This is a genomic window from Marinobacterium sp. xm-m-383 (assembly GCF_013283255.1).
Taxonomy (GTDB): Bacteria; Pseudomonadota; Gammaproteobacteria; order Pseudomonadales; family Balneatricaceae; genus Marinobacterium_E.
In genome coordinates this window covers 536,567-549,843 of sequence record NZ_WBYT01000001.1, presented here as the reverse complement: position 1 = coordinate 549,843, position 13,277 = coordinate 536,567, and the positions used below count along the sequence as shown (strand labels likewise).

The window sequence follows — 13,277 nt, the reverse complement described above, 5'->3', positions numbered from 1 at the left end:
CCTCCTATGCAATCTGATCTGTAACATGAGTGCGTAAACTGGTTAAATGAACGATCCGTAATGGGTTCAACACACTGACTGTTTGTTACACTTAAAGAGTATTTAGCGGGCGCTGGGTAATGAAGCGCTTTTCGAAAAATGCATAAACTCTAAAGCGGTAATTTTTTATATTTAGATTAATTTGGTGAAAATGAGTATTACAAAGCGTCATGCACAGCCTGAAATGTCCGATCAAGACGACGATCAACAGCATCCACCGGGATTGGCCACGGCTGAGGCGAAACCTGAATTGAAGCAACCCTCGCTCTATCGAGTGCTGCTCATGAACGATGACTACACGCCGATGGAGTTTGTGGTTCAAGTGTTAATGGGCTTCTTTAACATGAGCGAAGAGAAAGCCACTCAAGTGATGTTGGCCGTTCATACCCAAGGCAAAGGCGTCTGTGGCGTCTATACTAAAGATGTTGCTGAGACAAAAGCGGCACAAGTTAATCAGTATTCACGTGACAATAAACATCCGCTACTCTGTGAAGTAGAGCAGGCATAAGGAGATTCGCTATGTTGAATCGAGAGTTAGAAGATACTCTAAGTCAGGCTTTTCAATCAGCCAGTACGTCTCGTCACGAGTTTTTGACCGTTGAACATCTGTTATTGGCCTTGATCGATAATCGTCATGCGTTTGAAGTACTGGCTGCCTGCGGGGCTGACTTTGATGCACTGGTCAATCAGCTGCACAACTTCCTTAAAGAGACAACGCCTCAGCTTCCCGATAATGTCGAAGCGTCCGAAACCCAGCCAACACTTGGTTTTCAGCGTGTCCTTCAGCGCGCGGTATTTCATGTCCAGTCGTCGGGCAAGACCGAGGTCACCGGCGCCAATGTTCTGGTTGCTATTTTCAGTGAGCAAGAGAGCCAAGCTGTTTACTTCCTTAAGATGCAAGGGATAGAGCGGTTGGACGTCGTGAACTTTTTATCGCATGGCGTTTCGGACAGTGAGTCAGACAATGAGCAGCAGTCTGCTGCAGCGGATGCGAAAGATGAGCAGAAACAGGAGAGTGCGCTCTCTAAGTATGCGATCAATTTAAACAAACAGGCAGCGGTTGGTCAGATCGACCCGCTGGTGGGGCGTGACTCAGAGGTTGAGCGTGTTGTTCAGATTCTGTCTCGTCGTCGCAAGAATAATCCGCTGTTAGTGGGTGAGGCCGGTGTCGGTAAGACAGCCATTGCAGAGGGTTTGGCGAAGCTAATCATTGAAGAGCAAGTGCCTGATGTGATTGCCAATTCAGTTGTCTACTCCTTAGATTTGGGTGCGCTGGTTGCTGGGACGAAGTATCGTGGCGACTTTGAAAAACGCCTTAAGTCACTGCTAAACGAGATCAAAGATCAGCGCGAAGCGATTCTGTTCATTGATGAGATTCACACCATTATTGGCGCCGGCGCCACTTCGGGTGGCTCTATGGATGCCAGTAATCTGCTCAAGCCTCTATTAAGCTCAGGTCAGTTGCGCTGTATTGGATCAACGACTTTCCAAGAGTTCCGCGGCATTTTTGAGAAAGATCGCGCCTTGGCACGCCGTTTCCAAAAAGTGGACGTGTTAGAGCCTAGTGTCGAAGATACCTACCAAATTTTGAAAGGTCTTCGATCACGCTTTGAAGAGCATCACGAGATACGTTACACCGATGCTGCCCTGAAGTCGGCGGCTGAAATGGCGGATCGTTACATCAATGAGAAGCATCTTCCAGACAAGGCGATCGATGTCATCGATGAGGCGGGTGCTTATCAGCGACTCATTCCTGAAGAGGATCGAGTTGAAGCGATTGATGTGCCCGAAATCGAGACGATTGTCGCTAAGATCGCTCGAATCCCGCCTAAGTCGGTTTCAGCTTCTGACAAGCAACAACTGGCTAAGCTTGATACCAATTTGAAAATGGTTGTTTTGGGTCAGGATGAAGCGATCGATAACCTGTCGGCGGCAATCAAGCTATCACGTGCTGGACTTAAAGAGCCCAACAAGCCGGTCGGTAGCTTCTTATTTGCCGGGCCAACAGGTGTGGGTAAAACCGAGGTGACATCGCAACTGGCTCGTATTTTAGGTATTGAGCTGATTCGTTTTGATATGTCGGAATACATGGAGCGTCATACTGTCTCCCGATTGATCGGTGCGCCACCAGGGTACGTTGGTTTTGACCAGGGGGGTCTGTTGACCGAGGCGGTGACTAAATCACCGCACGCTGTTGTGCTGCTTGATGAGATAGAGAAAGCTCACCCCGAAGTCTTTAACCTACTGTTGCAGGTGATGGACAACGGTACCTTGACCGACAACAACGGTCGTAAAGCTGATTTCCGTAACGTGATTCTGATCATGACCACCAATGCCGGTGCTGAGGATATGGGACGTGCCAGCTTTGGTTTTGCTAAACAAGACCACAGCAGTGACGGTATGGAGGCGATTAAACGACTCTTTACACCTGAATTCCGTAACCGTTTGGACTCTATCGTTCAGTTCAAAGCGCTGACGAGAGAGATCGTGCGTGGTGTGGTTGATAAGTTCCTTATGGAGCTACAGGTTCAGCTAGACGATAAAAAGGTCAGTATTAATGCCAGTGATGAAGCCTGCGATTGGCTGGCCGAGCATGGCTATGATGAGAAGATGGGTGCGCGTCCAATGCGTCGCCTAATTCAAGAGAAGATCAAAAAGCCGTTGGCCGAGAAGATCCTGTTTGGTGAACTGTCGGAAGAGGGCGGATCCGTTGAGATTGTAGTGAACCCTGAAGGTGAACTCGATCTTGAAACCAGCACAGAAACAAAAATGGCCACTGTATAGTGGCCATTTTTTTGTAGGTCTCGATTAACGAGCGCGGTAAGTGATACGACCCTTGTTCAAATCGTAAGGAGTCAATTCAACTTTAACCTTGTCACCCGTAAGGATACGGATGTAGTTTTTACGCATTTTGCCAGAGATGTGCGCGATTACTACGTGACCATTCTCTAGTTCTACACGGAACATCGTGTTGGGAAGGGTATCGATTACCGTTCCTTCCATTTCAAAAGCGTCTTCTTTAGCCATTAATACCTACCTTTGGAATTCTTTACCAAGTATCGCTTAGCGTGGAATTGATCGCTTTTGTGCGTTACTTGACCTGAAGGTCGCGTATTCTGCACTAAATTGCTAAAAAAGTGAAATAGTTTAGGTCGTAGACTCTGGTCGGCTAGACAATCACTTGATCATATCGTCCGTGGCATCAACCCAAACATCATCCAGCAAGATCTCAATGGGTTGATACTGTGTTTTGTAGGCCATCTTTTTACAGTTTTTCACCCAGTAACCTAAGTAGTTGTAGGGAAGGTTAATCTGTTTCAGGTAATCCACCTGCCAGAGAACAGCAAACACGCCAAGACTGCGTTGATCATGATCAGGACTAAAAAAGCTGTAGACCGCTGATAGACCATCAACGAGCTGATCAGTCACAGCGACTGCGAGCAGTTCACCCTCACTATCACGGTACAGGTGAAACTGCGTGCTTTGGTTGCTCTCCACTAAAAAGCTGATGAACTGATCTTGTGAGGGAGGGTACATATCACCGTCATCATGGCGTGCGTTGATGTAACGGGCGTAGAGATCGTAAATCTCTTCATCGAAACGAGGTTCGATCGTCTCAACTAAGATGTCTTGGTTTTTATTCCAAATGCGACGTTGAGATTTTGAGCGTTTAAAACGATCGACCGGAATGCGCGCTGAGATACAGGCAGCACAGCCATCGCAATGGGGGCGGTAAACGTGGGTGCCACTGCGTCGGAAGCCATATTGAGTCAGTTGCGAGTAGGTCGGTTTATCTAGGGGGGCTTGTGGGTCAACGAACAGAGTTTTGGCTGTCGCTCGCTCTATATAGCTGCAGTCATGATCAGGCGTGACAAAAAACTTAAGCGTTTGCAGATTCGACATCGGGATACCAATTTCGCTTTGCCCAAGGATTATGGCTAGGCGTCCTTTTGCAATGTGTTAACAGCTGCTCAAACTCGGTCCGTTCGATCTCAACTGCACCCAGTGAGGCCAGATGTGGATTGTAGATCTGGCAATCAATTACAGCATAGTTCGCTTTTTCTAATTCTGCACAAAGAATTTTAGTGGCCACTTTAGACGCGTCTGGTACACGCGAAAACATCGACTCGCCAAAAAAGAGTCGCCCGATCGCAATGCCGTATAAACCACCGACAAGTTGATCATCTTGGTAGACCTCTACAGAGTGGGCGATCCCTTGATGATGTAGCTCGGTGTAGGCGGAAATAATCTGCTCGCTTATCCAGGTGCCATCTTCACCTCTGGGCGCAGCACACTGCCTAATAATCTCTTCGAACTGAGAGTCGATTCTGACAGCGAATTGCTCTTTTCTGAGGCGTTTTTTAAGCGATTTTGATTCATGGAATTGTGTTGGGTAGAGCACGCAGCGGGGGGAGGGTGACCACCATAGAATCGGGTCGTCTTCGCTAAACCAAGGGAATATCCCCTGTGGGTAGGCGGCAGCTAACCAGGCTGCATTCAGCTCCCCGCCGGCAGCCAACAAACCGTTTGGGTCATCGAGTGCGAGGCGGGTGTCTGGGAAATAGGGCTCTCCCGGAGTGAGCCAGGGGATCATTAGATTACTTAGCTAGATCGTCAAGGTAGCGTTCTGCATCTAGGGCTGCCATACAGCCAAAACCAGCTGAGGTGATCGCTTGACGGTATGAGTGGTCAGCGACGTCACCGGCTGCGAATACCCCTTCAATACTGGTTTGAGTGGCGTTACCTTCAAGACCTGTTTTGATTTTAAGGTAGCCATGTTGCATATCCAGCTGGCCGTCAAAGAGTTCAGTGTTGGGTTTGTGGCCGATTGCAATGAAGACACCTTGAGCGTCAATCTCTTGAGTCTCACCAGTTTCGGTACTTTTCACGCGAATTCCGGTTACACCCATATCGTCGCCCAGCACTTCATCGAGTTGATTGTTCCACATCAGAGTGATGTTGCCATTCTCGGCACGTTCAAAAATCTTATCTTGCAGGATCTTTTCAGAGCGCAAGGTATCGCGACGGTGAACAAGGACCACCTCTTTCGCGATGTTCGAGAGATAGAGTGCCTCTTCCACGGCCGTGTTACCACCACCCACAACCACTACCTTTTGATTGCGGTAGAAGAAACCGTCACAGGTTGCACAGGCGCTTACCCCTTTGCCTTTAAACGCCTCTTCAGAGTCCAAACCGAGGTATTGAGCGGAGGCGCCGGTTGCAATGATCAGAGCATCACAAGTGTAGACGCCAGTATCACCGGTTAGACGGAATGGACGCTCCGTCAATTCAGCTTTATTGATGTGGTCGTAGATGATTTCGGTGTTGAAGCGTTCGGCGTGCGCTTGCATGCGCTGCATCAATTCAGGACCTTGAACACCCTCAGCATCACCTGGCCAGTTGTCGACATCGGTGGTTGTGGTTAGCTGACCGCCCGCTTGCATACCCGTGATAACAACCGGATTTAGGTTGGCGCGAGCTGCGTAGACAGCAGCAGTGTATCCGGCAGGGCCAGAACCAAGAATGATAAGACTGTGGTGTTTACCGTCACTCATAGAAATGTTTCCAAATAAGATGTCATAAAAATGGGTCTAAAGGGTTTATGGGGGTGAATCCCTTTTTTTCAATCACAAGACCTAACCTACCACTTTATGGTATTTTCCCACAGCATAAAGTTGATTGAATTAAGGGTATTTTTTTGAGTAGTAATCAATCGCTGTCAACATTGACGCTAACCACCCAGTTGAACCGTGTGGTTCGCGAAACCTTGCTGGTGTTACTGATCGGTTTAAACCTGCTGTTTATGCTGAGTTTGATCAGTTACGACACGCGTGATTCGGGTTGGTCACATCAAGGGTATCAATCAGAAATTAGCAACTGGGCCGGCTGGTTCGGTGCATGGATTGCAGACTACTCGGTCTCTTGGTTTGGGGTAGTTGCGTTTGTTATTCCCTTTATTTTGGTTGTCCCTGCCTACCGTTGGTTGCGTCGTCGCTACATTGGCACCCTAGATATGTTGCCCTTTGTGGTAATGCGAACCCTAGGTGCGCTGTTATTTGTTCTTTCGGCCTCTTGTCTAGCCTCAATTCACATTAGCAATGCGGATCTTGGGTTGCCTTTCTCCGCTGGTGGGATTTCCGGTCAAGCGCTGGGTGATTTTGCGGTTCGTTGGTTGAATGTAGCCGGTGCCACCGTCGTATTGTGGATTGCTCTGTTAATCGGCCTAACACTCTATGTTGACTCAAGCTGGCGTCAGGTATTGGATTCTATCGGTGGTGGGTTAGAGACGCTCTGGCAGAGTCTTTTTGCGAAGAGCGAAGAGGAGACTCAAAAAGCGACAGTCTCTGAGCGCCCTATGGAAGTTCGTGTTGCAAAAAGAGCAGCGATGCAACGGGTAGAGCCTGATTTTGACGTTGAGCCAGGTAGCATGGAATCCCTCCCGGTGGTCGATTTCGGAGAGCCTTCGTTTGACTCTTCGCGTTCTAAACCGCTTGAGATCAAGACCGTTGGTGATCTGTCTGTGGGTTCTGAGGCTAAGTCAGACGGTGCGGAGGATAAGCCTGCGTCGAAATCGGTTTTTGACGATGCTAACCGCGAGGATGCTGAGAAGCGAACACCGAAAATCGTGCCCCTCTCTGAGACTCATAAACCCTTAGATAGCGATGATGATGCTGAGCCGGTGAAACCCAAAGCCGCTGTGAAGCCTAAGGTGAAAATTCCGAGTCTTGATCTGCTCGATCCACCAGAGATACAGACCGATCAGGGCTATACGGAAGAGGAGGTGGAGCATCTCTCTCGTCTTCTTGAGCAGAAGTTGAATGACTTTGGGGTCGTCGCTGAAGTGGTTGAGGTCAATCCAGGCCCAGTGATCACTCGTTTTGAGATTCAACCAGCTCCTGGTGTTAAAGCCAGCAAAATTTCAAATCTGGCCAAAGATTTGGCACGTTCAATGGCCGTCAGTGCCGTGCGTGTCGTTGAAGTGATTCCCGGTAAGTCGGTGATGGGTATTGAGATACCTAACCATTCTCGTCAGATGGTGCGTCTCTCTGAGGTGCTTAACTCTAAACCCTATCTGGGTGCATCCTCTAAATTGACTCTAGCGCTGGGTAATGACATCGCAGGCAACCCTGTTGTGGCCAACCTTGCCAAAATGCCACACTTGCTTGTAGCAGGTACTACCGGTTCAGGTAAGTCGGTCGGCGTAAACGCTATGCTTCTGAGTCTGCTCTATAAGGCGACACCCGAAGAGCTTCGTTTAATGCTGGTCGACCCTAAAATGCTTGAGCTCTCTATTTATGATGGCATTCCACACCTGTTAACACCGGTGATTACCGATATGAAAGAGGCAGCCGGTGGTCTACGTTGGTGTGTGGCTGAGATGGAAGATCGTTACCGTCTAATGGCGAAAGTGGGTGTACGAAATATTGCTGGGTTCAATGATAAGGTTCGTGAAGCGGCCGCTGCCGGTCAGCCTTTGAGGGATCCTCTATGGAATCCTATGGAGCAGGGGCTTTCACCGACAGACCCTGCGCCGGAACTGCAGCCACTCCCTTACATTGTGGTGGTGATTGATGAGTTCGCCGACATGATGATGATTGTCGGTAAAAAAGTGGAAGAGTTGATTGCGCGTATTGCACAAAAAGCCCGTGCTGCTGGTATTCACTTGATTCTTGCGACGCAGCGTCCATCGGTTGATGTGATTACCGGCTTGATTAAAGCCAACGTCCCGACCCGCATCGGTTTTCAGGTCTCTTCTAAAATTGACTCTAGAACCATTCTCGATCAGTCGGGCGCTGAGAACCTATTGGGTAACGGCGATATGCTCTACCTGCCTGCCGGTACCAGTGTGCCAAATCGTGTTCACGGTGCGTTTGTGAGTGATGATGAAGTACACCGTGTGGTTGAAGCGTGGAAGGCGCTGGGTGAACCTGAATTTATCGATGCCATCCTAAACGGTGAAGCAGAGGGTGGTGCTGCAGCTGGCGGTGGCGGTGGCCTGTTTGACGATGAAGCCGACCCACTCTATGACGAGGCGGTCGCGTTTGTCTTAGAAACTCGTAAAGCGTCTATCTCATCCGTGCAGCGCAAGCTAAAAATTGGTTACAACCGTGCAGCTAGAATGATCGAAACGATGGAGGCGGCCGGTGTTGTCTCGCCACCAGGATCGAACGGTCAACGAGAGGTTATGGCACCGGCTGGCCCAAGGGATTAACGAGATGTTGAGATTCACTAAAACCGCACTGTTCCTGCTATTGTCGCTGCCGATGATGGCCTGGGCCGAAACGGCTGATCAGCTATCAGCACTGCTTCAGTCTCACGCTAGGCTCTCTGCTGCCTTTCAGCAGTACACCTTAGGTGATGATAATTTAAAGTCTGAAAATGCCTCTGGCCGCTTGTGGATCGAAGGGGTTGATCGTTTTCGTTGGGAGACAGTGAGCCCCTTTCCACAAACCATCATCAGTGATGGCCAATGGTTGTGGGTCTATGATCCTGATTTAGAGCAGGCGACTCAACGCCCATTGGGCGAGGGCGAAGTGATGACCCCGGCTCGCGTATTGGGTGGTGATGTTGAACAGTTGAATCGCTATTTTAATGTTCAGCAGATTGAGGCTGGCGCCGGGAACAGTCTGTTCGAGTTAACGCCAAAAGAGGAAGGGAGTGCGGAGTTCCAATCCCTACGTCTACTCTTTAGTGGCGATCTACTCGCCGAACTGTTGATACAAGATGGGCTAGGTCAGCGTTCCCTCATTATCTTGAGTGAACAGAGTTTTCCGGCTGCTTTTGATCAGACGATGTTTCGCTTCGTGCCTCCAGCATCGGTTGATGTGATCCTGATGGATCAAAACGGATGAGCGATCTATTCGAAGACGCTCCAGTAACGGCTTATGAACCGTTAGCGTCTCGCATGCGCCCGAGGTCCCTCGAAGAGTATCGTGGGCAAGAGCACCTCTTCTCTGAGGGCAAGGCGTTGCGACGCCAACTCGAACAGGGGTCAATCCACTCGCTGATTCTGTGGGGTCCACCTGGTGTTGGCAAAACGACACTAGCCAGACTGATTGCGCACTATGTAGACGCTGAGTTTATCTCTATCTCAGCTGTTATGGATGGCGTCAAAGAGGTCCGTGCAGCGGTTGAACGGGCCAAGATGTTACGCCAGCAGAGTGGTCGTCAGTCGATCCTCTTTGTTGATGAAGTTCATCGTTTCAATAAGTCTCAGCAGGATGCTTTCCTCCCCTATGTTGAGGAGGGGACGCTGATCTTTATTGGTGCCACAACCGAGAACCCCTCGTTTGAATTGAATAATGCCTTGCTGTCGCGTGCCCGCGTCTATCCGTTAAAAGCGTTAACGGCAGAGACTTTAGAATCGTTGCTAGAACAGACTCTTAATAGCCCTAGAGGATTAGGGGATCGTGATCTGACCTTTGAAGAGGGTGCTTTAGCGGCTCTGGCTCAAGCAGCTGATGGTGATGCGCGTCGAGCATTAAACCTGCTTGAAATCGCTGCGGATCTCTCTGAAACAGTCGAAGGTAAAGAGTACGTGTCGATCGCAGCGCTATCCGAAGTGCTTGCTGCAGGGGTGCGCCGCTATGATAAGGGCGGTGATCTCTTTTATGACCAGATTTCAGCCTTTCACAAGTCGGTGAGGGGCTCCAGTTCAGATGGTGCGCTCTACTGGTACTGTCGTATGTTGGATGCGGGTTGCGATCCTCTCTACATTGCGCGCCGCTTAGTCGCCATCGCCTCAGAGGATATCGGTAATGCCGATCCCAGGGCGATGCAGGTGGTATTGAGTGCTTGGGATGCCTTTGAGCGAGTCGGACCAGCCGAGGGTGAGCGAGCCATTGCTCAGGCCGCTATCTACTGTGCGTTGGCGCCCAAGAGTAATGCTGTCTATCAGGCGTTTAATCAGTGCTTGGCTGATGTGGCTAAAGATCCAAGTTACGAGGTTCCAGAGCACTTGCGTAACGCGCCGACCCGATTAATGAAAGAGCAGGGATTTGGTGAAGGGTATCGCTACGCTCACAATGAACCTAACGCCTATGCAGCCGGTGAAGCCTACCTGCCACAGGAGATAGCGGATCGCTCCTACTATCATCCTGAAGAGCGTGGTTTAGAGATTAAATTGAGTGAGAAGATGCGTCGCTTACAAGCGGCTGATCAAGCCAGTCCGACTAAGCGTTACCCTAAGGAGAGTAGTTGATGATCCATCTGTTAAGTGTTGCTTTAGGGGGTGCTCTGGGGGCGATGGCTCGTTATTGGTTGAGTGGTTGGCTTAACAGTGCTGATCAAAAGTTACCGGTAGGTACCCTAACGGCTAACGTTGTTGGCTCCTTGTTAATGGGGGTGCTGTTTGTTTTAGTGATGGAGCGAGCTAAGTTGCCACCTGAGATGCGCCCGCTGTTAATGACCGGTTTTTTGGGAGCTTTCACCACTTTTTCTACATTTTCGCTGGAAACTGTTACGTTGATTAACGAAGGTCATGTAACGGCAGCCATCTTTTATGTACTATTGTCCGTCGTATTATCAGTCGCAGCACTTTCTGCTGCCATTTGGTTTACTCGACTGCTTTAAATTTTGTAAGGATATTTGATCGATGTTAGATCCACGCCAGGTTCGTGAGAACGCAGAGGCTATTGCTGAACAGCTTAAAAAGAAAGGTTACGAGTTTCCGCTAGCGGCATTTAATGCCCTAGAGCAGGAGCGTAAACAGATCCAAGTTGAGACAGAGAACCTTCAGCAGGAGCGTAACACCCGTTCCAAGTCGATCGGCCAAGCAAAAGCACAGGGGCAAGATATCGCACCGCTGTTGGCTGAAGTCGGCGAGCTTGGCGCTAAGCTCGATCAATCCAAAGAGAAACTAAACGAAGTACAAGCTAAGTTGGATGATATCCTGCTGAGTACTCCGAACCTGCCCGACGCATCTGTACCTGCGGGTGAGAGCGAAGATGATAACGTTGAAGTGCGTGTTTGGGGTGAGCCAGGTTCATTCGATTTTGATGTTCAAGATCATGTCTCTCTAGGTGAGGGCTTAGGCGGTCTGGATTTTGAAGTAGCCGCTAAATTAACAGGCTCTCGTTTTGCGGTGATCAAAGGGCCTCTAGCACGTCTGCACCGAGCGCTGGCGCAGTTTATGCTGGACACTCATATTGAGAAGAACGGATACACCGAGATCAATGTTCCTTTCATGGTCAACAGTGAGTCTCTGCAAGGTACAGGTCAACTGCCTAAGTTTGAGGAAGATCTATTTAAAGTGCCGTTCGGTGAACGTCACTACTACCTTATTCCAACCGCCGAAGTGCCCGTGACTAACCTAGTTCGTGATGAGATTGTCGATGCTGAAACACTGCCGATGGCTTACGCCTGTCACAGTCCATGTTTCCGTTCTGAAGCGGGTTCAGCAGGTCGTGATACACGCGGTATGATTCGCCAACACCAGTTCGAAAAAGTTGAAATGGTTCAAATGGTTAAGCCAGATACTTCGTGGAACGCATTAGAAGATATGTGTGGGCATGCCGAGGGTATTCTGCAAGCACTGAACCTGCCATACCGTGTGGTAAATCTGTGTGGCGGTGATCTAGGTTTTTCTGCCGCTAAGACCTATGACATCGAGGTTTGGTTACCGGGTCAGGCTAAGTATCGTGAGATCTCATCCGTCTCAAATATGACCGACTACCAAGCGCGTCGTATGCAAGCTCGTTGGAGAAATCCTGAGACGGGTAAACCTGAACTGCTTCACACACTCAACGGTTCGGGTTTGGCTGTCGGTCGTACACTGGTCGCTGTGCTTGAGAACTACCAACAAGCGGATGGCTCCGTAGTTGTTCCTGAAGTACTGAAACCTTACATGGGTGGTACTGAGGTGCTGCGCGCCTAATCGAATCGGGTAGGTTAGAGATGGAAGGTAGATTTGATCTAGTCATCGTTGGCGGCGGCATGGTCGGTGCTGCGGTGGCTCTGTCTCTAGCCGATACCCAACTTAATATAGCGCTATTAGAGCGCTCTCTGCCTGAGGCCTTCAGTGCAGATCAACCGATGGACTTGCGCGTCTCTGCTTTAAGTCCAGCCTCTATCGAACTGTTGGATCAATTAGGTGCTTGGCAGCCTATTCTCTCTTGGCGAGCTTGTCCCTATCAGCGCATGCGTGTCTGGGAGATGGACGAAGATGCGCCAGGTCTAGCAGGTCAAGCAGCACGTAACTTAGCAACAGAGTTCTCTGCCCAAGAGATCTCGATGCCCGAGCTGGGCTACATAGTTGAGAACCGTCTGGTTCAACGGGCGTTATTAGATCAATTGAGTGGCCAGAGTAATATCAGTTTAATCACTGACGGGGTCGAGCGGATCGACTACTCGGCGGCATCGACCATCATTGAACTCGATTCGGGTAAGTCGTTAATGACTCCTCTGGTGATAGCCGCTGATGGTGGACAGTCAATGGTGCGTGATGCTGCTGCATTAGGTGCGCATCAGTGGGACTACGAGCAGATGGCCATGGTCATTAACGTTGAGACGCTATTGCCGCAACAAGATATCACTTGGCAGCAGTTCCACCCGTCAGGCCCAAGAGCGCTACTGCCTCTGCCAGGATCGAATGCATCCTTGGTTTGGTATGACGCGCCTGAGCGGGTACAGCAGTTGATGTCGATGGAGTTTGATCAACTTAAAACGACCATCGAAGCTAATTTTCCTGATCGATTGGGTGGCATCAAATCGATTCAAGCAAGAGCTAGCTTTCCGCTGCGCCGTCTGCATGCCCAGCGTTATGTAGAAGAGGGCGTCGCACTATTGGGTGATGCTGCACATCAGATCAATCCATTAGCCGGTCAGGGGGTTAATTTAGGATTTCAGGATGTCGTTGCGTTTTCAGAGGTAATTCATGATGCGCTGTCTCGAAATGAGTCGATCAGCTCAGTTGATGTACTTAAACGCTACGAACAGAAACGCCGCAACGCTAATTTATTGATGATGCAATCAATGGATCTCTTCTATCGCCTCTTCAGTAATCAGAAAAAGCCCCTCAAATTGGTACGCAATCTAATGCTAGGTATTGCAGGTGCTGCCAAACCCGCACGCGTAAAAGCGCTAAGAATCGCTTCAGGGATTGATCGGTTTTAAACGGTTGGAGCCTTATCGAAGATGAGGCGATTTTCTTCCGATCGCGGCCTTTTCAAGACCGCTCCAACAGAGAGCTAAAATGGAGTCTGACCTTCGGTCTGACCCCTTTAATCCGTCACCTTCAG

At 49.6% G+C, this 13,277-nt stretch carries 12 protein-coding genes; 8 read left to right on the top strand and 4 right to left on the bottom strand.

What is annotated here, in order from left to right; all coding sequences use genetic code 11:
• The first annotated feature begins 190 nt into the window (after positions 1–190).
• Together clpS and clpA are read left to right on the top strand one after the other, a co-directional pair.
• Positions 191–547 (top strand): ATP-dependent Clp protease adapter ClpS, encoded by a 357-nt coding sequence (clpS, locus tag XMM383_RS02590; RefSeq protein ID WP_217362057.1) that lies wholly within the window; start codon positions 191–193, stop codon positions 545–547.
• A gap of 11 nt (positions 548–558) precedes the next feature.
• Positions 559–2,823 carry an ATP-dependent Clp protease ATP-binding subunit ClpA gene (gene clpA / locus XMM383_RS02585; protein ID WP_173494476.1) on the top strand — a complete coding sequence of 755 codons (2,265 nt, stop codon included), beginning with the start codon at positions 559–561 and terminating at the stop codon, positions 2,821–2,823.
• A gap of 24 nt (positions 2,824–2,847) precedes the next feature.
• Here clpA and infA read toward each other — a convergent pair whose 3' ends face one another.
• The 4 genes from infA to trxB form a co-directional block, all read right to left on the bottom strand.
• On the bottom strand, positions 2,848–3,066 hold the full coding sequence (infA, locus tag XMM383_RS02580) for a translation initiation factor IF-1 (protein ID WP_169450742.1): 219 nt from the start codon (positions 3,064–3,066) through the stop codon (positions 2,848–2,850).
• A 150-nt stretch (positions 3,067–3,216) separates the two neighbouring features.
• Positions 3,217–3,942: an arginyltransferase gene (locus XMM383_RS02575; protein ID WP_173481039.1), complete on the bottom strand. Its 726-nt coding sequence runs from the start codon at positions 3,940–3,942 to the stop codon at positions 3,217–3,219.
• Positions 3,920–4,633, bottom strand: coding sequence for a leucyl/phenylalanyl-tRNA--protein transferase (gene aat, locus XMM383_RS02570; RefSeq protein ID WP_173481038.1), 714 nt, complete (start codon positions 4,631–4,633; stop codon positions 3,920–3,922). Before aat ends, XMM383_RS02575 begins: the two co-directional genes overlap by 23 nt.
• Before the next feature lie 4 nt (positions 4,634–4,637).
• Positions 4,638–5,594, bottom strand: a complete 957-nt coding sequence (trxB, locus tag XMM383_RS02565; RefSeq protein WP_173494475.1) for a thioredoxin-disulfide reductase — start codon at positions 5,592–5,594, stop codon at positions 4,638–4,640.
• Between the two features lie 143 nt (positions 5,595–5,737).
• On the opposite strand from trxB, the gene XMM383_RS02560 reads away from it, so the two are divergent.
• Genes XMM383_RS02560 through XMM383_RS02535 form a run of 6 tightly spaced genes read left to right on the top strand, consistent with a single transcriptional unit; the run spans position 5,738 to position 13,152 of the window.
• The gene (locus XMM383_RS02560; RefSeq protein ID WP_173494474.1) at positions 5,738–8,251 is read left to right on the top strand and encodes a DNA translocase FtsK; all 2,514 of its coding nucleotides are present in this window, start codon (positions 5,738–5,740) and stop codon (positions 8,249–8,251) included.
• 4 nt (positions 8,252–8,255) lie between these two features.
• Complete coding sequence (gene lolA, locus XMM383_RS02555) at positions 8,256–8,891, top strand: outer membrane lipoprotein chaperone LolA (RefSeq protein WP_173494473.1); 636 nt, start codon at positions 8,256–8,258, stop codon at positions 8,889–8,891.
• On the top strand, positions 8,888–10,240 hold the full coding sequence (locus XMM383_RS02550) for a replication-associated recombination protein A (protein WP_173494472.1): 1,353 nt from the start codon (positions 8,888–8,890) through the stop codon (positions 10,238–10,240). Before lolA ends, XMM383_RS02550 begins: the two co-directional genes overlap by 4 nt.
• Positions 10,240–10,611, top strand: coding sequence for a fluoride efflux transporter CrcB (crcB, locus tag XMM383_RS02545; protein ID WP_173494471.1), 372 nt, complete (start codon positions 10,240–10,242; stop codon positions 10,609–10,611). Before XMM383_RS02550 ends, crcB begins: the two co-directional genes overlap by 1 nt.
• A 22-nt stretch (positions 10,612–10,633) precedes the next feature.
• The gene (gene serS / locus XMM383_RS02540; RefSeq protein ID WP_173494470.1) at positions 10,634–11,914 is read left to right on the top strand and encodes a serine--tRNA ligase; all 1,281 of its coding nucleotides are present in this window, start codon (positions 10,634–10,636) and stop codon (positions 11,912–11,914) included.
• 20 nt (positions 11,915–11,934) lie between these two features.
• Complete coding sequence (locus tag XMM383_RS02535; protein WP_173494469.1) at positions 11,935–13,152, top strand: FAD-dependent monooxygenase; 1,218 nt, start codon at positions 11,935–11,937, stop codon at positions 13,150–13,152.
• Positions 13,153–13,277 lie beyond the last annotated feature (125 nt).